19 protein-coding genes are annotated in these 19,225 nt (G+C 64.6%); 8 read left to right on the forward strand and 11 right to left on the reverse strand.

The window, feature by feature from the left end; translation table 11 throughout:
* Window positions 1-157: 157 nt before the first annotated feature.
* Together NTD82_RS07595 and NTD82_RS07600 are read left to right on the forward strand one after the other, a co-directional pair.
* Window positions 158-790 (forward strand): TetR family transcriptional regulator, encoded by a 633-nt coding sequence (locus NTD82_RS07595; protein WP_095154783.1) that lies wholly within the window; start codon window positions 158-160, stop codon window positions 788-790.
* Between the two features lie 158 nt (window positions 791-948).
* Window positions 949-1,833: a DMT family transporter gene (locus NTD82_RS07600; RefSeq protein WP_262128246.1), complete on the forward strand. Its 885-nt coding sequence runs from the start codon at window positions 949-951 to the stop codon at window positions 1,831-1,833.
* Between the two features lie 7 nt (window positions 1,834-1,840).
* On the opposite strand, the gene NTD82_RS07605 is transcribed toward NTD82_RS07600, so the two are convergent.
* Window positions 1,841-3,238: an MDR family MFS transporter gene (locus NTD82_RS07605; RefSeq protein ID WP_262128301.1), complete on the reverse strand. Its 1,398-nt coding sequence runs from the start codon at window positions 3,236-3,238 to the stop codon at window positions 1,841-1,843.
* Window positions 3,239-3,412: 174 nt separating this feature from the next.
* The gene (gene pobA, locus NTD82_RS07610; protein WP_262128247.1) at window positions 3,413-4,603 is read right to left on the reverse strand and encodes a 4-hydroxybenzoate 3-monooxygenase; all 1,191 of its coding nucleotides are present in this window, start codon (window positions 4,601-4,603) and stop codon (window positions 3,413-3,415) included.
* 165 nt (window positions 4,604-4,768) lie between these two features.
* Here pobA and NTD82_RS07615 point away from each other — a divergent pair, with 165 nt between their 5' ends.
* On the forward strand, window positions 4,769-5,656 hold the full coding sequence (locus NTD82_RS07615) for a helix-turn-helix domain-containing protein (protein WP_262128248.1): 888 nt from the start codon (window positions 4,769-4,771) through the stop codon (window positions 5,654-5,656).
* On the opposite strand, the gene NTD82_RS07620 is transcribed toward NTD82_RS07615, so the two are convergent.
* The gene (locus NTD82_RS07620) at window positions 5,649-5,822 is read right to left on the reverse strand and encodes a hypothetical protein (RefSeq protein WP_175652214.1); all 174 of its coding nucleotides are present in this window, start codon (window positions 5,820-5,822) and stop codon (window positions 5,649-5,651) included. The genes NTD82_RS07615 and NTD82_RS07620 overlap by 8 nt on opposite strands.
* A 78-nt stretch (window positions 5,823-5,900) precedes the next feature.
* Window positions 5,901-6,809 carry a LysR family transcriptional regulator gene (locus tag NTD82_RS07625; protein ID WP_262128249.1) on the reverse strand — a complete coding sequence of 303 codons (909 nt, stop codon included), beginning with the start codon at window positions 6,807-6,809 and terminating at the stop codon, window positions 5,901-5,903.
* A gap of 102 nt (window positions 6,810-6,911) precedes the next feature.
* Between NTD82_RS07625 and NTD82_RS07630 the strand changes: the two genes are divergently transcribed.
* Together NTD82_RS07630 and NTD82_RS07635 are read left to right on the forward strand one after the other, a co-directional pair.
* On the forward strand, window positions 6,912-7,796 hold the full coding sequence (locus NTD82_RS07630; RefSeq protein WP_262128250.1) for an MBL fold metallo-hydrolase: 885 nt from the start codon (window positions 6,912-6,914) through the stop codon (window positions 7,794-7,796).
* Window positions 7,797-7,824: 28 nt separating this feature from the next.
* On the forward strand, window positions 7,825-8,439 hold the full coding sequence (locus NTD82_RS07635) for an NAD(P)-dependent oxidoreductase (protein ID WP_262128251.1): 615 nt from the start codon (window positions 7,825-7,827) through the stop codon (window positions 8,437-8,439).
* 45 nt (window positions 8,440-8,484) lie between these two features.
* On the opposite strand, the gene NTD82_RS07640 is transcribed toward NTD82_RS07635, so the two are convergent.
* Window positions 8,485-9,363 (reverse strand): LysR substrate-binding domain-containing protein, encoded by an 879-nt coding sequence (locus NTD82_RS07640; RefSeq protein WP_095154791.1) that lies wholly within the window; start codon window positions 9,361-9,363, stop codon window positions 8,485-8,487.
* 116 nt (window positions 9,364-9,479) lie between these two features.
* On the opposite strand from NTD82_RS07640, the gene NTD82_RS07645 reads away from it, so the two are divergent.
* Window positions 9,480-11,117: a 5-guanidino-2-oxopentanoate decarboxylase gene (locus tag NTD82_RS07645; protein ID WP_262128252.1), complete on the forward strand. Its 1,638-nt coding sequence runs from the start codon at window positions 9,480-9,482 to the stop codon at window positions 11,115-11,117.
* Window positions 11,118-11,133: 16 nt separating this feature from the next.
* Here the strand turns inward: NTD82_RS07645 and NTD82_RS07650 are convergent, their stop codons facing one another.
* Window positions 11,134-12,039 carry an AraC family transcriptional regulator gene (locus tag NTD82_RS07650; RefSeq protein ID WP_262128253.1) on the reverse strand — a complete coding sequence of 302 codons (906 nt, stop codon included), beginning with the start codon at window positions 12,037-12,039 and terminating at the stop codon, window positions 11,134-11,136.
* Window positions 12,040-12,342: 303 nt separating this feature from the next.
* Between NTD82_RS07650 and NTD82_RS07655 the strand changes: the two genes are divergently transcribed.
* Complete coding sequence (locus NTD82_RS07655) at window positions 12,343-12,651, forward strand: putative quinol monooxygenase (protein WP_095154794.1); 309 nt, start codon at window positions 12,343-12,345, stop codon at window positions 12,649-12,651.
* Window positions 12,652-12,691: 40 nt separating this feature from the next.
* Window positions 12,692-12,922 (forward strand): hypothetical protein, encoded by a 231-nt coding sequence (locus NTD82_RS07660; protein WP_095154795.1) that lies wholly within the window; start codon window positions 12,692-12,694, stop codon window positions 12,920-12,922.
* A 9-nt stretch (window positions 12,923-12,931) separates the two neighbouring features.
* Here NTD82_RS07660 and NTD82_RS07665 read toward each other — a convergent pair whose 3' ends face one another.
* From NTD82_RS07665 to NTD82_RS07685, 5 genes are all read right to left on the reverse strand, one after another.
* Window positions 12,932-13,537: a flavin reductase family protein gene (locus NTD82_RS07665; protein WP_095154796.1), complete on the reverse strand. Its 606-nt coding sequence runs from the start codon at window positions 13,535-13,537 to the stop codon at window positions 12,932-12,934.
* Window positions 13,538-13,645: 108 nt separating this feature from the next.
* Window positions 13,646-14,011 (reverse strand): hypothetical protein, encoded by a 366-nt coding sequence (locus NTD82_RS07670; RefSeq protein WP_262128254.1) that lies wholly within the window; start codon window positions 14,009-14,011, stop codon window positions 13,646-13,648.
* Window positions 14,012-14,503: 492 nt separating this feature from the next.
* Window positions 14,504-15,829, reverse strand: coding sequence for an MFS transporter (locus NTD82_RS07675; RefSeq protein ID WP_095154799.1), 1,326 nt, complete (start codon window positions 15,827-15,829; stop codon window positions 14,504-14,506).
* 272 nt (window positions 15,830-16,101) lie between these two features.
* Window positions 16,102-17,436, reverse strand: coding sequence for a sigma-54-dependent transcriptional regulator (locus tag NTD82_RS07680; RefSeq protein WP_262128255.1), 1,335 nt, complete (start codon window positions 17,434-17,436; stop codon window positions 16,102-16,104).
* A complete protein-coding gene (locus NTD82_RS07685; RefSeq protein ID WP_262128256.1) occupies window positions 17,430-19,187 on the reverse strand; it encodes an ATP-binding protein in 1,758 nt (585 codons plus the stop codon). Before NTD82_RS07685 ends, NTD82_RS07680 begins: the two co-directional genes overlap by 7 nt.
* Between the last annotated feature and the right edge of the window lie 38 nt (window positions 19,188-19,225).

The following is a 19,225-nucleotide window of genomic DNA, read 5'->3' on the forward strand; positions in this document are numbered from 1 at the left end:
TACATTCATGCTTGTTTGTAAACACCCGTTACCTTGTCCTCCCATTGCGCAAGGCACGAAACTAGAACACCCGGAACGCGGCCCCACCCCGGTCGCACCGGATCAGAAATCGGTCGTCCGATGCAGGCGACCGGCTCCTTGATGAGGTTGTACTGCCATGGTCCGTCGAACCAAAGAGGAAGCTCAGGAAACCCGTAACCAGATCCTTGAAGCTGCGGAAAAAGCCTTTTACAAGCGCGGGATTGCGCGTACCACCCTTGCCGACATCGCCGAACTGGCCGGCGTGACCCGTGGTGCCATCTACTGGCATTTCGACAATAAAGCCGAACTGGTGCAGGCCCTGCTCGACAGCCTGCAAGAACCGCTCGACGCCTTGGCCAGGGCCAGCGAGAGCGAGGAAGAACTCGACCCGCTGGGCTGCATGCGCAAGCTGCTGGTGCAGTTGATGCACCAGATGGCCAGCGATCCGAAGACGCGGCGTATCAACGAAATCCTTCATCACAAGTGTGAATTCACCGACGAGATGTGCGAGATCCGCCTCCAGCGCCAGAGCGCGACCGTCGACTGTCATGAACGCATCACTCGCTCGCTGGGCAACGCCATCAAGCGCGGGCAGTTGCCGACGGATGTCGACCCGGAGCGCGCGGCCGTGGCCCTGTTCGCCTACATCGACGGGCTTATCCGGCGCTGGCTGCTGCTGCCGGACAGCTTCGACCTGTTCAACGATGCCGAACGCTGGGTCGATACAGGGCTCGACATGCTGCGCGTGAGCCCGGCCCTGCGCAATTGAGGTTTTGTGAGCGTTTGTGAATCTTTGTATTTCAAATTGAGCTGAGTTGTTTCCAACGCCGGGCTGAGCAAGAATCGGCCTGGCGTTCGTCATTATGGGCGCTGGGGTCCAGGCGGATACTTAGCTGGCTAATTAAATTTTCTTCATCGAGTCCGGACATGACCGCGCAGACCCCGACCCTCAGAGGCGCCGAGCAACCGCTGCGGGGGATTGCCCTGATCTGCCTGGCGGTGCTGCTGTTCGCCAGCCACGACGCCCTGTCCAAATACCTTTCCGGTTTCTACCCCATTGTCATGGTGGTGTGGGCGCGCTACGTGGTGCACACGTTGCTGATGCTGGTGGTGTTCGTGCCGCGTACCGGGCTGTCGGCGGTGGTGCGAACGCGGCGGCCGCTGTTGCAACTGGCCCGAGCGCTCTGCCTGATCGGCACCAGCCTGCTGTTCACCACGGGGCTGCGTTATATCCCGCTGGCCGAAGCCACGGCGGTCAACTTTCTCGCGCCCTTGCTGGTGACCGCACTGTCGGTGCCGCTGCTGGGTGAGCGGGTCAGTCGCGGGCAATGGATCGCGGTGCTGGCCGGTTTTGTCGGCGTGCTGATCGTGATTCGCCCCGGCGGCGCGCTGTTCACCCCGGCGATCCTGCTGCCGCTGGGCTCGGCGTTCTGCTTCGGCTGCTATCAGTTGCTGACCCGCAAGCTCAGCGCCACCGACAGCCCCACCACCAGCAACTTCCTCACCGGGATCTTCAACAGCCTGATCATGACCGCGCTGGTGCCGTTCTTCTGGACCGTGCCGACCTTTGGCCATGCCTTGTTCATGCTCGGCCTTGGCACCTGCGGGATGCTCGGTCACATGCTCCTGACCCAGGCCTTCCGTCACGCCGCGCCGGCCATGCTGGCGCCGTTCAGTTATGGCCAGATCCTCTTCGCCGGAATGTTCGGCTACCTGATTTTCGACCACAGCCCGGACGTTTATGGCGTGGTCGGCATTTCCGTCATCTGCCTCAGCGGCCTGGCCGTGGCCTGGGTGCAGCGGCGCGGTTGAACACCTGTCAGTGACCGCGCAGTTCGCGGTTGGGCAGGGCCAGCGCTGCTGCCAGGCCGAACAGCGAAATCGCCGCGCTGCCCAGCAACAGGTTGCGGAAGGTCACCGACAGCTCGGCCTGTACCGCCAGGTTCGCCTCGCCGGCGCGCAGGCTGCCGAGTAGGGCTTCGCCCGCGAGGGCGTAGCCGCCGTCCTGCAACATCGCCAACAACAATGCCGACATCAGGGCCACACCCACCGCGCCGCCGAGCGAGCGGAACAGGTTGGTGGTGCTGGTGGCGACGCCGATGTCCTGCTGTTGCACCGCGCTTTGGGTCGCGACCAGCGAGGTCGGGAACTGGGTGCCGGCGGCGATGCCGGTCAGCAGCATGAACAACCCGCTGAGCAGGCCGGAGGGAGGGCTCAGCGCCATGCCGACAATGGCCAGCGGCATCAGCAGGCTGCCGAAGAGAATCTGTGGCTTGAAGCGCCCGGTCATGTTGGTCAGGCGACCGGCGCAGTACGCCCCGATCGGCAGGCCCATGGCCAGTGGCAGCAGGTGCAGCGCGGCGCTGTCGGCACCGGCGCCGGTGATGCTCTGGTAGCGCAGCGGCATCAGCATGGTCAGCGAAATGGCCTGGAAGCTGGTGAAGAAGATGGTGCACCAGCACAGCACCGCGACCCGGTTGCCAAACAGCTTCAGCGGCAGCAGCGGTTCCGGCGCGCGGCGTTCATACAGCACGAACAGCGTCAGACCGAACAGCGCGGCCGCCAATAGCGCCAGCACCGCTTGGCTATGCCACGGGTGGCCCTGGCCGATCAGGGTGATGGCCAGCAGCAGGCCGGTAAGGCCGAGGATCAACAGCAAGGCGCCGGGATAATCGACCTTGGCCTGGCGTTGCGGCGTTGCCAGCCCGCGCAGGCTGTTGCGGGTCACCCACCAGGCGGTCAGGCCCAGCGGCAGGTTCAGCCAGAACACCCAGCGCCACGACAGGTACTCGGTCAGCACACCTCCGAGCACCGGCCCGGCCACACTCGCCGCGGCGTACATGCTGCTGAAGTAAGCCTGGTAGCGCCCGCGTTCCCGGGGTGGCACCAGATCGCCGAGGATCGCCTGGCTGACCGAGACCATGCCGCCGGCGCCGATGCCTTGCAGCACCCGCGCCAGCACCAGTTGTTCCATGTTTTGCGCTGCGGCGCAGAACACCGAGGCGAGGGTGAAGATCGCAGTGCCGGACAGGATCATCCGCCGCCGCCCATACAAATCGCCGAGCTTGCCGTAGATCGGCGTGGCCACGGTCATCGCCACCATGTAGCCGGAGATGACCCAGGCCAGCAGGCCGACATCGTTGAACTGCGTGGAGATCGCCGGCATCGACACGGCGATGATGGTCTGGTCCAGGGCGCCGAGGAAGATGGCCAGCATCAGCGCGACGAGGACGGTCTTGATGGCGGGTTGCGGGGTGGTCAGTTGGGTCACGGCAGGCTCGTTACTTATTGGAGTCTTCAGGGCCTCATCGCTGGCGTGCCGGGGCGCCGAACCGCAGCGATGAGGCCCTTGGGGGCAAATAAAGTATGTCCGAGTCTATCCGATAGCTTGCTAAGCGTCTGCAATGGCCTCGTAAGGCAGCCCGACGTAGTTTTCCGCCAGGGTCTTGCGGCCCGCCTCGGAGCTGACGAAGTAATCCAGTTCAGTCTGCTGGATGCGTTGGCTGAACGGGTCGCTGTCAGGGAAGCGGTGCAGGATCGAGGTCATCCACCACGAGAAACGCTCGGCCTTCCAGATCCGCCGCAGGCAGATGGACGAGTACTGCTCGAGCAAGTCAGTGCGGCCTTCGGCGTAGACCCGGCGCAGGATGTTGAACAGGGTGCTGACGTCACTGGCGGCCAGGTTCAGGCCCTTGGCGCCCGTCGGCGGGACGATGTGCGCGGCGTCGCCGACGAGGAACATCCGCCCGTACTGCATCGGTTCGACCACGAAGCTGCGCAGCGGCGCGATGCTTTTTTCGATCGACGGCCCGGTCACCAGGCGCTCGGCCAGCTCGGCGGGCAGGCGGGTCTTGAGTTCGTCCCAGAAACGCTCGTCGGACCAGTCCTCGACTTTTTCGTCGGCGCCCACTTGCACGTAATAGCGGGTGCGGGTCGGCGAGCGCATGCTGCACAGGGCGAAGCCGCGTTCGTGACGGGCGTAGACCAGTTCTTCGTTGACCGGCGGGGTATCGGCGAGGATGCCCAGCCAGCCGAACGGGTAGACCCGCTCGAACACCTTCAGCGCATCGGCCGGGATCGATTGCCGGGCGACGCCGTGGTAGCCGTCGCAACCGGCGATGTAGTCGCAGTCCAGGCGGTGCACCTGGCCGTCTTTTTCGTAGGTCAGCCAGGGCTGCTCGGACTTCGGCTCATGAGGCTGCACATTTGTCGCCTCGTAGACGGTGACGGCGCCGCAGGCTTGGCGGGCGGCCATCAGGTCGCGGGTGACTTCGGTCTGGCCGTAGATCATCACGCCCTGGCCGCCGGTCAGGCCCTTGAGGTCGATGTGTTCGCGGCGACCGTCGAAGGCCAGTTCGAAACCGTCATGGGGCAGGCCTTCGGCGTCCATGCGCTCGCCGACCCCGGCCTCGCGCAGCAGATCGACCATGCCTTGTTCCAGCACGCCGGCACGGATGCGGCCGAGCACGTAGTCAGGGCTTTGGCGTTCGACGATGACGTTGGAAATCCCGGCGTTGTGCAGCAACTGGCCGAGCAGGAGACCGGACGGACCGGCACCGATGATTGCGACTTGAGTTTTCATTGTTATTGTCCCAGGCAGCTTCAGCACAACGCCGAAGGCATCTTATAGTGGTGAGCGCCTGTATTTTTCGCCTGTAATTGCGGCGGAAGAAGGGATAAAGGCACAGCAAAACTGTACTTTTCGCCAATACGGGCGATTATCGAGCATTCAGCCAAGGGGCGGACGATGGTGGCAAAAGCGGCGATTCCGGTGTTCAAGCTCTACGGCGAGTCCCTCGACTGGCCGACCCCCGACCTGCTTCACAGCGAGTCGATCCCGGCCCGCAGCCGCCTGCACCATTGGGAAATCGAGCCGCACCGGCACGCCGACCTGTGTCAGGTGCTGTTCCTCTACAAGGGCACCGCCGAGGTCGAACTGGAAGGCCAGGTCCGGACCCTGCGCGAGCCCGCGCTGCAAGTGGTGCCGCCGCTGTGCGTGCACGGTTTTCGCTTTTCCGAGGACGTCGACGGCTACGTCGTGACCCTCGCCGCGCCGCTGGTGGCCTTGCTCCACCAGCAACTGGCGGGCGCCCCGGCGCCGTTGATCCAGGCCGGGACCTGGCTGGCCGGCGCCGATGCCGACTATCTCTACAGCCTGTTCAGCACCTTGCAGGCCGAATACCAGAGCGACCAGCCGGGGCGAGACCTGCAACTGCGTTCGATCATCAACCTGCTGGTGGTGTGGATCAGCCGCCGGCACCTGCAACGTCAGGCGGGGGCGCAGGTGCCCGAGCGCGGCCGCGAGCAGTTGCGGCGCTTCAATCAATTGGTGGAACACAGCTTTCGCCAGCATCCCGCAGTGGAGGATCTGGCGCATCAGGTGGGGGTTTCGGTGACGTCGCTGAACACCCTCTGCCGCGAACTGGCCGGGCAATCGGCGCTGCAGATCATTCACCAGCGGCTGTTGCTGGAGGCCAAGCGCGAGCTGATCTACACCACCCTGAGCATCAACCAGTTGGCGGACAGCCTGGGGTTCGCCGATCCGGCGTATTTCTCGCGGTTCTTCCGCCGCCTGACCGGCTTGTCACCCCGCGCCTTTCGCCAGCGTGAACCCAACGAGAGCGGGCTTACCTGAGCGCACTGAGGGTGGCGGTGTGCGGCACGCAGTGGGCGAGGCCGCAACTGGCGGCGGACCACGGCTGGTTACGGGTCTGCTCGACCCGGTAGGCAGCGGTTGCGTAAAGCCCCATGACGGCGACGATACCCAGGACGATGGCGCATTTTGCGGTTTTGACACCCATGATGCTGTCCTCCGGCGACCAACACATGCTGTTACTCGCATGTTGTTACGAAGGATAGTCCAGCACCGCGCAAGTTGCTCAGGCCAGCGCCTGGTCCCATTCCGGGATGTCGGTGAAACGCTCGGCGAGGAAGTCCAGCATGCTGCGCAGCGTCGCCGGCATGTGCTTGCGCGAGGTGTACACGGCGTAGAGGTTGAGTGTCATCGGCCTGGCTTGGGGCAGCAGGCGTATCAGTTCGCCGCTGCGCAGTTTTCCGGCCGACAGGTAAGTCGGCAGCATGGCGATGCCGGCGCCGGCCAGGGTCGCCTGCTGCAGGGTCAGCGCCTCGTTGGCGCTGATGTTGCCGTGCACCGGCACCGCGACATTCTCGCCAGCCACGTCGAAGTGCCAGAGGCTGCGGCCGAAATAGGAGTGGGTCAGGCAGTTGTGGCTGCTCAGTTCCTCCACCCGCGTTGGCGCAGGGTGCCGCCGCAGGTACTCGGGCGAGGCGCAGATCACCGAGTTGCAGACGCTCAGGCGCCGGGCGATCAGGTTCGGGTCGATGTCGTTGCTGGTGCGGATCGCCAGATCGATGCGTTCGTCCACCAGGTTGACGGTGCGATCGAGCATCTGCAGATCGACCTTCACCAGCGGGTAGCGTTTGACGTACTCGGTCACGGCGTCCACCAGTTGCGCCTGGCCGAACGAGGTGCTGACGCTGATCCGCAGCTCGCCCCGCGGCGCTTCGTCCGGGGCGCTGACCGCCGCTTGCAGGTCGCCGGCGAGGTCGAGCATCTGCCGGCAGCGCGGCAGGATCTCGTTGCCGGCGGCAGTCAGGCTCAGCTTGCGCGTGGTGCGCTGCATCAGGCGGGCGCCGACCCAGTTCTCCAGGTCCGCCAGATAGCGCGAAATCACCGGGCGCGACATGTCCAGATGGTCGGCGGCGGCCGATTGGCTGCCCAGGTCGACAACGGTGACGAAGACCCGCATTGCGGTAAGACGGTCCATGATTTGTCCGATTTCTGAAACAAACTATGTCCAAGCATCGCATTTTTTGCGTCGAATCGCGCAACTAAGCTGTGAGCCATTGCCCCTCACAGGAATTGCCCGATGCTTCGTCTTTTCTCGCCACGCCGCCTGCTGCCGGCCCTGTTCGCCCTGCTCTGGATCGCCCGCGCCAGTGCCGCGGGCGCGCCGCTGGAACTGACGGTTTACAATCCGGGAACCGCCGCGCTGTTTCCGGTCAGCTCGGTGATCGTCGCCGGCAAGCACGACGCCATCTTCGTGGATGCCCAGTTCGGCAAGGCCCAGGCCGAGCAGGTGGTGGAAAAGCTGCGCGCCAGCGGCAAGCACCTGACGACCATCTACATCAGCCACGGCGATCCGGACTATTACTTCGGCCTCGACACCCTGGTCAGCGCCTTCCCCGACGCCCGCGTGGTCGCCAGCGCGCCGACCGTCGAGCACATCAAGAAGACCATGGACGCCAAGCTCGCCTACTGGGGCCCGCAAATGGGCAGCGACAAACCGCAGCGGCAGATCGTGCCGCAGGTGCTGGACGGTGATCGCCTGCTGCTGGAGGGCCAGGCGCTGCAAGTGATCGGCCTCGAAGGCCCGCAGCCGGATCGCAGCTTCGTCTGGATTCCGTCGATCAAGGCGGTGGTGGGCGGCATCCTCGTGGCGGAAAACCTGCACGTGTGGATGGCCGACACCCAGACTCCACAATCCCACGCCGACTGGCTGACGGGCTTGCAGCGTATCGAAAACCTGCACCCGGTCACCGTGGTGCCGGGCCATTTCCTCGGCAAAAACAGCGGTTCGCTGGACGCGGTGCGCTTTACTGCGGGATACATTCGCGCCTTCGATGAAGAAAGCGCCCGCACCGCCAATGCCGCCGCGCTGACGGCGGCGATGAAAAAACGTTACCCGGGCCTGGCCGAGGAAAGCTCCCTGGAGTTGGGAGCCAAGGTCGCCAAGGGCGAAATGCAGTGGTAAGTCATTCAATCCTGATCGGAGGTGTTTCATGAGCAAGATCGCAATCATCGGCGCGACCGGCCGTGCTGGCAGCCAACTGCTGGAAGAGGCCCTGCGCCGCGGTCACAGCGTTACCGCCATCGCCCGTGATCCGGCGAAGTTGCAGGGCCGTGCCGGGGTAACTCCGGTGGCGCTGGACATCAAGGATGCCGCGGCATTGGAAAAGGCGCTGGCCGGTCATGACGTGGTGCTGAGCGCCGCGCACTTTACCGGCATCCCTGCCGAGACGTTGCTGGCGCCTGCGAAAAAGGCCGGCGTGAAACGCGTACTGGTGGTCGGTGGGGCCGGCAGCCTGCTGCTGCCTGACGACTCGCGGGTTATCGACAGCCCGGACTTCCCGGAAGCCTACAAGGCCGAAGCCAGTGCCGGCGCCGCGTACCTCGATGCGCTGAAGCAGGAGAAGGAGCTGGACTGGACCTTCCTTTCGCCATCGGCGGAATTCGTTGAAGGCGAGCGCACCGGCACCTTCCGTCTGGGCAAGGATCACCTGCTGATCGGCGCGGACGGCAAGAGCTGGATCACCTTTGCCGATTTCGCCATCGCCTTGCTGGATGAAGTTGAGAAACCTGCGCACTCGCGCCAGCGGTTTACTGTCGGGTATTGATCTTCAGGCCTCATCGTCGGTTTGCCGACGATGAGGCCCTTGAAGTCATCGGCTGTTCGCCTGCTCCACCAGCCACTCAAACAACGCCAGCAACCCCGGCGGCGCCTCTTTCTCCGGCCGCACCAGGTAATACGCTTTCCCCGTCGCCACTCGCAGCTCGAACGGCGACACCAATCGCCCGCCCGCCAGATCCTCGCCGATCAACGACCAATCGCCGATCGCCACCCCGGTGCCCTGCACCGCCATCGCCATGGCCATGTCCAGCGTTTCGAAATGCTGGCGCTTGCCCTGTGCCGACAGGCTCGATCCCGCCGCTTCCAGCCAGGTCTGCCAGTCGCGCTCGTCTCGCGCCGGGTGTAGCAGCATGTGTTTTTCCAGGTCTGCCACCTCCCGCAGTGGCAGTTTTCCCGCCAGCAACTGCGGCGAACACACCGGCGTCAGTTGTTCATCGAACAGCTTCAGCAGCGGCATCGCGGTCTCGGGCTCGGCGCCATAGACCACCGCAGCATCGAAGCCTTCACGACGAAAATCCCCACCGTGCTGGAGGGTGGTGGTCAGTTCCACCGGCACGTCCGGGCGCAGCGCCTGCCATTCCATCAGCCGCGGCAGCAGCCAGCGCATCACGCAGGTCGGCGCCTTGAGTTGCAAGGTCGTTCCGGGCGCGCCGATCTGCTGCACGCCGTCCTCGATCAGCGCGAATACCTGCTGCACCCGCGGCAGCCATTCCTGGCCCTCGCGAGTCAGGCTCAGGCCACGGGCCTGGCGCACGAACAGCGGATAACCGAGCTGTTCTTCCAGCCCGGCGATCTGTCGGCTGACGGCACCCTGGGTCAGGTGCAACTGCTGCGCCGCGTGGGTGAAATTGCAGCACTGGGCGGTGACCAGGAAGGTGTGCAGGGCGGGGAGGGGCGGAAGTCGTTTCATTTGTCATGAGCCATGATCTGGGCGCATGGCTAGTATGAGGAACTTTGCATTGTGCCGGTAGCCGCCCGGCGGTCCAATTAACGCCTGCTCCGAAAACCAACAACAGGCGAACGAACATGGCGACTTGCGGCGAAGTGCTGGTAAAACTCCTCGAAAACTACGGCGTGGACCATGTCTTCGGCATTCCCGGCGTGCACACCGTGGAGCTGTATCGCGGTCTGGCCGCATCGACCATTCGTCATATCACCCCGCGCCACGAGCAAGGCGCCGGCTTCATGGCCGACGGTTATTCCCGCACCCGCGGCAAACCGGGTGTGTGCTTCATCATCACCGGTCCCGGCATGACCAACATCACCACCGCCATGGGCCAGGCCTACGCCGACTCGATCCCGATGCTGGTGATCTCCAGCGTGCAATCGCGCAATGCCCTCGGCGGTGGCCGCGGCAAGCTGCACGAATTGCCGGCGCAGAGCAATCTGGTGGCCGGCGTCGCCGCCTTCTCCCACACCCTGATGAGCGCCGATGATTTGCCGGCGGTGCTGGCCCGGGCTTTTGCGGTGTTCGAGGGCGCGCGTCCGCGTCCGGTGCATATCGAGATCCCGCTGGACGTGATCGTCGAAGAGGCCGATCACCTGCTGGCGAGCGAGCCGGTGCGTGTCGCCCGGGCCGGTGCGGCGCCTTCGACCGTGGCGAAAATGGCCGAGTTGCTGGCAGGCGCGCGGCGTCCGCTGATCCTCGCCGGTGGCGGCGCCATCGACGCCAGCGCCTCGCTGACCCGCCTCGCCGAATACCTGCAGGCGCCGACTGCGCTGACCATCAATGCCAAGGGCATGCTGCCGTCGAATCACCCGCTGCTGATCGGCTCGACCCAGTCGCTGGTGGCGACCCGCGAACTGGTACGCGAGGCCGACGTGGTGCTGGCCATCGGCACCGAGTTGGGCGAGACCGACTACGACGTGACGTTCAAGGGCGGCTTCGAGATCCCTGGCACCTTGCTGCGCATCGATATCGACCCGGACCAGACCGTGCGCAATTACCCGCCGAAACTCGCGCTGGTGGCCGACTCCCGCGAAGCCAGCGATGCGCTGCTGCTGGCCCTGGCCGAACAACCGGCGCCAGTGCGTGCCGCCGAGTGGGGGCCGGTGCGTGCCGCGCGCCTGCGGGAAACCCTGGCCGGCCAGTGGGATGTGGCGGCGCAGGCGCAGACCTTGTTCCTGCGCACCATCCTGCGGGCGCTGCCGGATGCGGTGCTGGTGGGCGATTCGACCCAGCCGGTCTACACCGGCAACCTGACCTTGGACCTGGACCAGCCACGCCGCTGGTTCAACGCCTCCACCGGTTACGGCACCCTCGGTTACGCCTTGCCGGCGGCGATGGGCGCCTGGCTGGGCAGTGCCGAAGATCCGCAGGCGCGGCTGCCTGCGGTGTGCCTGATCGGTGACGGCGGCATCCAGTTCACCCTGCCGGAACTGGCCAGTGCCGTGGAAGCCCAGGTACCGCTGATCGTCCTGCTGTGGAACAACCAGGGCTACGAAGAGATCAAGCGCTACATGGTCAACCGCGATATCGAACCGGTGGGCGTGGACATCCACACCCCGGACTTCATCACCATCGCCAAGGGCTTTGGCTGCGCGACCGAGGCGGTGAGCGATATCGAGCCCCTGCGTCAGGCCCTGCTCAAGGCCCGTGAGCGCAAAGGCCCGACGCTGATCGAAATCGATCAGTGGCAGTGGACCGAGACCGTTCTGGCCTGAGATTGCTGACGGCGCCTTACAGCGCGCTGCGCAACCGCGCCATATCGCGCAGCGGCGGCGCGCCGTAGGCCCGGCTGTATTCGCGGCTGAACTGCGACGGGCTTTCATACCCCACCCGATAGCCCGCCACCGCCGCCTCCAGCCCGTCGTTGAGCATCAACCGACGGGCTTCCTGCAAGCGCAACTGCTTCTGGTACTGCAACGGGCTCATCGAGGTCACCGCTTTGAACCGGTGGTGCAGGGCCGAGGCGCTGAGGTTCACTTCCCTGGCCAACTCTTCGATGCGCAGCGGTTTGTTGTAGTGGTCGTTGAGCCACTGGATCGCCTGGCAGACGCGGTGGGTCTGGCTGTTGGACATGGCGATTTCGTACAGCCGGTGGCCTTGTTGCCCACGTAGCAGGCGGTAGAGGATCTCGCGACGAATCAGCGGCGCGAGGACCGCGATGTCCTTCGGCGTTTCCAACAGGCGGATCAGGCGCAGCAGGGCGTCCAGCAGCGGTACATCCAGCCTTTCCACATACAGCCCGCGCCCCGACGCGGCCGGTACGCCCATGGGCCCGCCCTCGGCAATCAGCTTGTTGATTTCTGCCGGGTCGATATCCAGGCGAATGCCCAGGCTCGGGTTCTCCGGGCTGGCATCGAGGTAGACGCCACTGATCGGCATCGCCACCGACACCACCATGTAATGCAGCGGGTCGTACACATAGCGTTCGTCGCCCAGGTGCACCGCCTTGCTGCCCTGCGCGAGGATGCACAGCGCCGGCTGGGCGAGGGTCGGCATCGAGCGGATGTTTTCTTCGTGCCGCACCAGATACAGGCCGCTGATTGCCGAGCACTCTGGCGCGGCGTGGCGACGTACGAGGTCGGCCAGCGCCTGGCGCTGGGATTCGAGGGCGGAGTCGAGCAGTTCGGGGGATGACATGGAGAGGCTTCCTCGGCGGATCCTCGCAGCATAGGTTTGTGCAAGTGCGCACGCTAGCCGGATGCTGTCGTGTTCTTGCACGATCCTGCTGCCACCTTGGTGCCGTCACCAAATTGAAGCGATTGCCATTGCCTGATGCCCTCTCGGCGAAATCGCCGTGGGTGCTGGCTCGCCGCAATGAACTCAGTGAGGCATGCAGGATCAGGCAATCGTTCGACAGCTTTCGCCTAACGTCCTCGCGCGGCGGCCCGTACCCTTGGCAGCCTGGCAGTTTCCCTCTGGCCGTCTTCAGGAGCACCGCACATGACGTCATCTCAACCGGTCAGCCACCTTTCCTTCGTGCGCGCCAGCGCGGGCCGTTCCGCAGAACTGGGCGAACGTCTTCAGCAATTGCTCGAACCCAGCCGGCGTACCCCGGGTTGCCTAGCGTTCACCCTGCAACGTTCCACCTGCGATGCCGACTTGTGGTTGCTCAGCAGCCACTGGCGCGACCAGGCGGCGATGAGCGGTTACTTCAACTCGCCCAGCCTGCAGGTGTTTGGCGAGTTGGTGCAGGCGCGGGTGCTGGACAGCCTTGATCTGCACACATTCAGCGAGCCCGGCGCAGGTTAGAATGAGCGCCTTTTTTCGTCACTGATGGGGATCGAGCAACATGGCTCGCAGAGTATTCGTAGGTTTCGAAGCAGTATCGGCGGTGGTTCCCGGCGAAGGCGGCTACAGCGCCGCCATCGCGGTGAAAGGCCTGGGCGCCAGCGGCGCGCCGCGTTTCCACAAGGTGCTGCCGGAGCAGACCTTCAAGACTGCCGCGGACGCCGATGAAGCGGCGTCCGCCGAGCTTGAGCGGCTCAGCGGCGTCAACGCGGACGCCGAGCTGGTCTGGTAAGCGCAAGGCTCAGACCTGTGGGCGCCTCATCTGGAACAGGTTGCCCAGCTCGAAATAATCCGCCGGACCGCCGCCACGCAAAATAGGCTCGGCGGCGGCGGTGTCGTAGATGCCGTCTTTCAGCAGGTGTTCGGCGATATGCACGGCCACCACTTCACCAAGAATCAGCCAGCTCGGCACCAACGCGTGGTCAGCGCGCTGCAATTGCACGATCTGGCTGACCTTGCATTCGAACGACACCGGGCTTTCCTGCACCCGCGGTACGGCGATCACCCGTGAGGCGGCGGGGGTGAGCTGGCTCAGGGCAAACTCATCGACTTCCGGCGCGACGGCCGCGCAGCTCTGGTTCATCGCCTCGGCGAGCGGACGGGTGGCCAGGTTCCAGGCGAATTCACCGGTCTGCTCGATGTTGTTCAGGCTGTCTTTGCGCCCGACGCTGCAGAAACCGATGATCGGCGGAATGTAGTTGAAGGCGTTAAAGAAGCTGTAGGGCGCAAGGTTCAGGCGGCCTTGGGCGTCCTGGGTGGAAATCCAGCCGATGGGACGTGGACCGACGATGGCGTTGAACGGATCGTGGGGCAGGCCGTGGCCTTTTGCGGGTTCGTAGTAGTACATCGATCAAGCCTTGTGGCGAGTGCACGGACGCCTAGTGTGCCAAGTGGCGCGTTCCCTGAAAACGATTAAGCCCGGCCGAAGCCGGGCTGTGAAGACGTTGCATCGGTGTTAGCTGATGCGGCCAGCCGGGGTACGGTCGAAACCGTCGGCAGCGACTTTGCCGGCTGGGGTGCGGTCGAAGCCGTCAGCGGCGACTTTGCCGGCTGGGGTGCGGTCGAAACCGTCGGCGGCGACTTTGCCGGCTGGGGTACGGTCGAAACCGTCGGCGGCGACTTTGCCGGCTGGGGTACGGTCGAAGCCGTCGGCAGCGACTTTGCCAGCCGGGGTGCGGTCGAAGCCGTCAGCCGCTACAGCCGCCGGGTGGGCTGGTGCATAGCCGAAGTTGTGAGCGTTGGTGCGGTCGAAACCATCGGCGGCGAAAGCGTTGGCGGTCAGGATCGAGAAGGCCAGGGTCAGGATCAGTTTGCTTTTCATGGTCGTTGCTCCGGGGTAGTGAGGGTTGTTTGTTTCTATGGGTTTGATGCTACGCCGATTAATTCGATTAAAAATCGCAAAAAATCGGCTATAAAAATCGATTTAATCGATGTGTTTGGGCGCAGTTTTCCTCGTTTTTACTGCGCGGATTGCTCTGGGCTGCGCGCTTGCGGGGCATGGCTGCCCGTCTCACAAAGCCTGCGCGTCGAACGTTATTGCCGGATTAACGGGACTTTCTTGGCCAAACGCTTTTTTCATTCCGTGCCAGCGGCTCGGCGATCCTGATCGGCATCCTGGCGCTCACCTTCGCGCTCCGGCGCCTGAGTGGCGACCTCACGAAAAAGGCGGGCTGGAGGCACGATGGGATCGTCGCTGGTGCTGGGCGGGAGAGTTGTCCTGAGTTCGGAGGCAGCCCTGTTTCTGGCTACATGACAAAAGCCCCCGGCCAATTGGCCGAGGGCTTTGTCTATTGCGGGCGAAGTGTTGTGAGGATCAGTCCGTCACGATTCGCGAATGTTTCTGGGTGTCTTTCATGAACACATACACCAGCAACGAGCAGGCGATGCAGGCGGTGACGTACCAGTAATACCCGGTTTCCATGCCGACGCTCTTGAACCACAGGGCGACGTACTCAGCGGTGCCGCCGAAGATCGAGACGGTCAGGGCGTAAGGCAGGCCGACGCCCAGGGCGCGGATTTCGGTTGGGAACAGTTCGGCTTTGACCACGGCGTTGATCGAGGTGTAGCCGCTGACGATGATCAGTGCCGCCATGATCAGGAAGAACGCGCCCCACCAGCTTTGGATGGTGTGCAGGGTGGTGAGGATCGGTACGGTGAAGATCGTGCCGAGAACACCGAAGGCGATCAGGATCGGACGCCGGCCGATCTTGTCGGAGAGGCCGCCGATCACCGGTTGCAGGCACATGAACAGGAACAGGGTGGCCGCCGAGATCATGGTCGAGTCGGTGATGCTCATGCCGACGGTGTTGACCAGGTATTTCTGCATGTAGGTGGTGTAGGTGTAGAAGGCCAGGGTGCCGCCCATGGTCAGGCCGACCACGGTGGCGAGTTCCTTCGGATGGCGCAGCAGGGTGCGCATCGGCCGCTCTCTGCCTTTGGTTTTTTCCTTCTTGGTGAAGGAAGCGGTTTCTTCCATGCCGCGCCGCAGGTACAGCGCAACCACCGCGCACAGCGCGCCGATCACGAAGGGTACGCGCCAGCCCCAGGCGTAAAGCTGTTCGGTGGTCAGGGTCTGTTGCAGGACGATCAGCACGGCGAGGGCGATGAGCTGGCCGGAAATCAGCGTGACGTACTGGAAGCTGGAGAAGAACCCGCGGCGTTCCTTGGTGGCCATTTCGCTGAGGTAGGTGGCCGAGGTGCCGTATTCGCCACCGACCGAGAGGCCCTGCATCAGGCGGGCGATGATCAGCAGGACCGGTGCGGCGACGCCGATGGTTTCATAGCTCGGGGTCAGGGCGATGACCAGGGAGCCGAAACACATAAGCAATACCGAGGCCATCAGCGCGGCCTTGCGGCCCTTGCGGTCGGCGTAGATGCCCATCAGCCAGCCGCCGATTGGGCGCATCAGGAAGCCTACGGCGAAGATCGCGGCGGTGTTGAGCAGTTGCGCGGTGGTGTCGCCGGCGGGGAAGAAGGCCTTGGCGAAGTACAGGGAAAATGCGGCGTAGACGTACCAGTCGTACCACTCGACCATGTTGCCGACCGATCCGCTGAAGATCGACTTGAGGCGACTTGAGGTGGTTTTTACCGGCGCGGGCGTGGCAATCGCCCCAGCAGGCACGGAGGTGGAGTTATCCATTGACGGGACCTTCATCGTTGTTTTTGTGGAGCGCGCCGAAACGCAGCCTGGCGGGTCTATAGCAGGAGCTGTGCCAGGGGAGCTCCGTCACCGCCATCGCTGGCCAGCCAGCCCCCACAGAAACACCGGCAGCCCTGGAAATAGAGGCGTGCGAAGAACCTGTGGGAGCTGCCTTGCCAGCGATGGCGGCGACACAAACAACAACGATTAGAGATCAAATGAGCGGAAATCCGCTTATTCGGAAGATGGCCTGAGCAGGAATCCGCCGATGCTCAGGTGCGCTCGAGGAAGTCTTCACGGACCAGGCCGTGGCGCTGCATTTTTTCGTTGAGGGTGCGCCGCGGCAGTTGCAGTTCCTCCATCACCGCCTTGATTTCGCCCTTGTGCCGGCGCAACGAGGCGCGCAGGCAGTTGGCCTCGAAAGCCTCCTGTTGCGCGGCCAGGGACTGGCCGGGTTCTTCGGGAGGCGATGTCGGATCGGCCAGGCCGAGGGCGTGGCGTTCTGCGGCGTTGGCCAGTTCGCGAACATTGCCCGGCCAGTCGTGGCCGAGCAGTTGCGCCAATTGCGCGATGCGCAACTGCGTTGCTTTGCGGCCGCTGCGTTCGGCGGCGTGGCGGGCGAAGTGCTCGAACAGCAGCGGGATGTCCTCGCGCCGCTCGCGCAGCGGTGTCAGACGCAGCTCGGCAATATTCAGCCGGTACACCAGGTCTTCACGGAAACGTCCGGCACGGGCTTCTTCGAGCAGGTCGGGTTTGGTCGCGGCGATGATGCGCAGGTCCACCGCGATGCTCTGGTTGGAACCGAGGCGTTCCAGACGCTGCTCCTGGATCACCCGCAGCAGCTTGGCCTGTTGGGCCAGCGGCAGGCTCTCGATTTCGTCGAGGAACACCGTGCCGCCGTCGGCGTATTCCAGCTTGCCGATACGTTTGCCCTGGGCACCGGTGAAGGCGCCGCTTTCATGGCCGAACAGTTCGGCTTCGAACAGGTGTTCGGGGATCGCCGCGCAGTTCAGCGCGACGAAGGGTTTGCTGGCACGCGGGCCGAAGTCGTGCAGGCAGCGGGCGACACGCTCTTTGCCACTGCCGGTTTCGCCGCGGATCAGTACGTTGACCGGCAGGTTCGCCAGTTCCAGCACCTGGCGCCGCAGTTGCTGCATGCCTTGGGTCATGCCAAGCAGGGCGGACTCCAGCCGGCTCTTGATATCGGCCTGTTCGTGGAGGCGGCGGTTCTCCAGGACCAGCCGGCGTTTTTCCAGGGCGCGGCACAGGCTGCCCATCAGGGCGTCGGGGCTGAAGGGCTTTTCCAGGAAGTCGTAGGCGCCGTTGCGCATGGCTTCGACGGCCATGGGCACGTCGCCATGTCCGGTCAGCAGGATCACCGGCAGGTCGGCATCGCGGGCGCGCAGTTGTTCCAGCAGTTGCAGGCCGTCGATGCCGGGCATGCGCACATCGCTGAGGATCACTCCGGGAAAGTGCGCCGGCAGGTTCGCCAGGCATTCGTCGGCGCGGCTGAACAGCCTGACTTCGAAGCCCGACAGGCTCAGCCACTGTTCGACCGCCGTGCGGATGCTGGCTTCGTCGTCGACGACAATCACCGAATTCAACATACGGGCTCCGGATCGCGGGGAAGGGTGAAACTGAAGCGGGCGCCGCCAGGCTGGTTTTCGACCTGTAGCCGGCCGCCCGCCTCGTGGATGATGCCATAGGAAATCGCCAGGCCCAGCCCGAGGCCTTCGCCCACCGGCTTGGTGGTGAAGAACGGGTCGAACACGCTGCCCAGGTGCTCCGGGGCGATGCCGCCGCCGCTGTCGAGCACGCTCAGGCGCCAGCCGTCACCTTCACAGTCGATGCGGATTTCCAGGCGGCGATAGCCTTTGCCGGCCATGGCATCCAGGGCGTTGTGCAGCAGGTTGATCAGCACTTGCTCCAGGCGGATCGCGTCGCCGCGGACCCAGGCCGGACGGGCCAGATACAGCGCAGTGCTGACGCTCTCGGCGCGCAGGCGGGTATCGAGCAGTTGCAGGGCGTGATCGACCACCGTGGCCAGGTCGAGGCTCTCGCGCAGGCCGCTCGGGCTGTTGCGGGCGAAGGTTTTCAGGTGCCCGGTGAGCGCGGCCATGCGCGTGAGCATCTGCTCCAGCGGTTGCAGGGCCTGGCGGGCATCCTCGATGCGGTCGTGGTCCAGCAGCAGGCGCAGCGACGCCAGTTGCATACGCTGGGTGGTCAGCGGCTGGTTCAGTTCGTGGGCGAGGGCGGCGGACATCTGTCCCAGCGCTGCCAGCTTGGTCGATTGCACCAGGCCTTCCTGTGCGGTGCGCAGGTCGCGGGTGCGTTCTTCCACCAGGCGCTCCAGCTCCTCGCGGCTGCGCTGGCGCAGGCGGGCGAGGCGCAGGCGCTGGTTGACGGAGAGCGCGGCGAACACCAGGGTCAGCCAGATCGCCGCGGCGGCCAGCGCCGCGTTGCGTCCGTCATCGCCGGTCTGCGGCGTGCGCAGCAGGTGCAGGGTCCAGCCTTCGGCTTCCAGCGGCAGGCTTTCCCACAAGTAGTCTTGCGTGCCTTCCGGGCCCTGGACGCGGACCAGATTGCTGTTGTCGTCGAAGCGGTTGAGCACCTGGCGCTGCAACGGCACCAAGGGCTGTTTGTCGTACTGGCGGGTCTGTTCCAGTTCGTTGAAGTCATGGGCCGAGAGGGCGTTGAGCTTGCGGTAGCGCCAGCCCTCCTGGTTGGCGATGAAGACGATGCCGCGCGAGTCGCTGACCAGCAGCACGTCGTTGCCCATGCGCCATTCCCGCTCCAGCTCGGGGAATTCCAGCTTGACCACCATGGCGCCGAGGAAGCGCTGGTTGTCGTCCTTCACCGCGCTGGACAGGAAGTAACCGGGAATGCCGCTGGTCACGCCCACGGCGTAGAAGCGCCCGGTGCCCTGGCTGAGGGTCTGCTTGAAGTACGGCCGGAAGCCGTAGTTGTGGCCCACATAGGTGCTCGGCAGGCGCCAGTTGCTGGCGGCCACGGCCAGGCCGGTGTGGTCGAGCAGTTCCAGGGTGGAGGAATTGGCCGCGCCGTTGATGCGTTCCAGCTTGCGGTTGAGCAAGTCCTGGGTGGCGGCATCCACCGGCCCGCCGAGGGCGGCGATCAGTTCCGGGTCCAGCGCCAGCACCGCGGGCAAGGCGCGGTAGCGTTCGATCAGGGTGTGCAGCGAAGTGGCGTACAGGCCCAGTTGCTGGTTGGCCCGTTCCGCTTCCTCGACCATGGCCTGGCGTTGTGCGTGGTGCATGGCCCAGGCCGCGGCGAGCAAGGTGCCGGCGCTGATCAGCAGAAGGATCAGGCCAAGGCGCAGGGTGCGAAAGGAAAAAAGCATCGATAAGCCATCCGCGGCGATGGGGAAGGCCGCGAGGC

This window comes from Pseudomonas sp. 5P_5.1_Bac1, assembly GCF_025466015.1.
Lineage (GTDB): Bacteria > Pseudomonadota > Gammaproteobacteria > Pseudomonadales > Pseudomonadaceae > Aquipseudomonas.

Bases quoted from the DNA above. Each gene is read 5' to 3' on its own strand.
- NTD82_RS07665 (WP_095154796.1), bottom strand. From the start codon at position 13,537: ATGTACTACTACGAACCCGCAAAAGGCCACGGCCTGCCCCACGATCCG.
- NTD82_RS07670 (WP_262128254.1), bottom strand. From the start codon at position 14,011: ATGAAAAGCAAACTGATCCTGACCCTGGCCTTCTCGATCCTGACCGCC.
- NTD82_RS07685 (WP_262128256.1), bottom strand. From the start codon at position 19,187: ATGCTTTTTTCCTTTCGCACCCTGCGCCTTGGCCTGATCCTTCTGCTG.
- NTD82_RS07655 (WP_095154794.1), top strand. From the start codon at position 12,343: ATGACGTCATCTCAACCGGTCAGCCACCTTTCCTTCGTGCGCGCCAGC.
- NTD82_RS07680 (WP_262128255.1), bottom strand. From the start codon at position 17,436: ATGTTGAATTCGGTGATTGTCGTCGACGACGAAGCCAGCATCCGCACG.
- NTD82_RS07635 (WP_262128251.1), top strand. From the start codon at position 7,825: ATGAGCAAGATCGCAATCATCGGCGCGACCGGCCGTGCTGGCAGCCAA.
- NTD82_RS07595 (WP_095154783.1), top strand. From the start codon at position 158: ATGGTCCGTCGAACCAAAGAGGAAGCTCAGGAAACCCGTAACCAGATC.
- NTD82_RS07600 (WP_262128246.1), top strand. From the start codon at position 949: ATGACCGCGCAGACCCCGACCCTCAGAGGCGCCGAGCAACCGCTGCGG.
- NTD82_RS07620 (WP_175652214.1), bottom strand. From the start codon at position 5,822: ATGGGTGTCAAAACCGCAAAATGCGCCATCGTCCTGGGTATCGTCGCC.
- NTD82_RS07605 (WP_262128301.1), bottom strand. From the start codon at position 3,238: ATGCTGGCCATCTTCCTCGGCGCCCTGGACCAGACCATCATCGCCGTG.
- NTD82_RS07650 (WP_262128253.1), bottom strand. From the start codon at position 12,039: ATGTCATCCCCCGAACTGCTCGACTCCGCCCTCGAATCCCAGCGCCAG.
- NTD82_RS07660 (WP_095154795.1), top strand. From the start codon at position 12,692: ATGGCTCGCAGAGTATTCGTAGGTTTCGAAGCAGTATCGGCGGTGGTT.
- NTD82_RS07625 (WP_262128249.1), bottom strand. From the start codon at position 6,809: ATGGACCGTCTTACCGCAATGCGGGTCTTCGTCACCGTTGTCGACCTG.
- NTD82_RS07640 (WP_095154791.1), bottom strand. From the start codon at position 9,363: ATGAAACGACTTCCGCCCCTCCCCGCCCTGCACACCTTCCTGGTCACC.
- NTD82_RS07675 (WP_095154799.1), bottom strand. From the start codon at position 15,829: ATGGATAACTCCACCTCCGTGCCTGCTGGGGCGATTGCCACGCCCGCG.
- NTD82_RS07645 (WP_262128252.1), top strand. From the start codon at position 9,480: ATGGCGACTTGCGGCGAAGTGCTGGTAAAACTCCTCGAAAACTACGGC.
- pobA (WP_262128247.1), bottom strand. From the start codon at position 4,603: ATGAAAACTCAAGTCGCAATCATCGGTGCCGGTCCGTCCGGTCTCCTG.
- NTD82_RS07615 (WP_262128248.1), top strand. From the start codon at position 4,769: ATGGTGGCAAAAGCGGCGATTCCGGTGTTCAAGCTCTACGGCGAGTCC.
- NTD82_RS07630 (WP_262128250.1), top strand. From the start codon at position 6,912: ATGCTTCGTCTTTTCTCGCCACGCCGCCTGCTGCCGGCCCTGTTCGCC.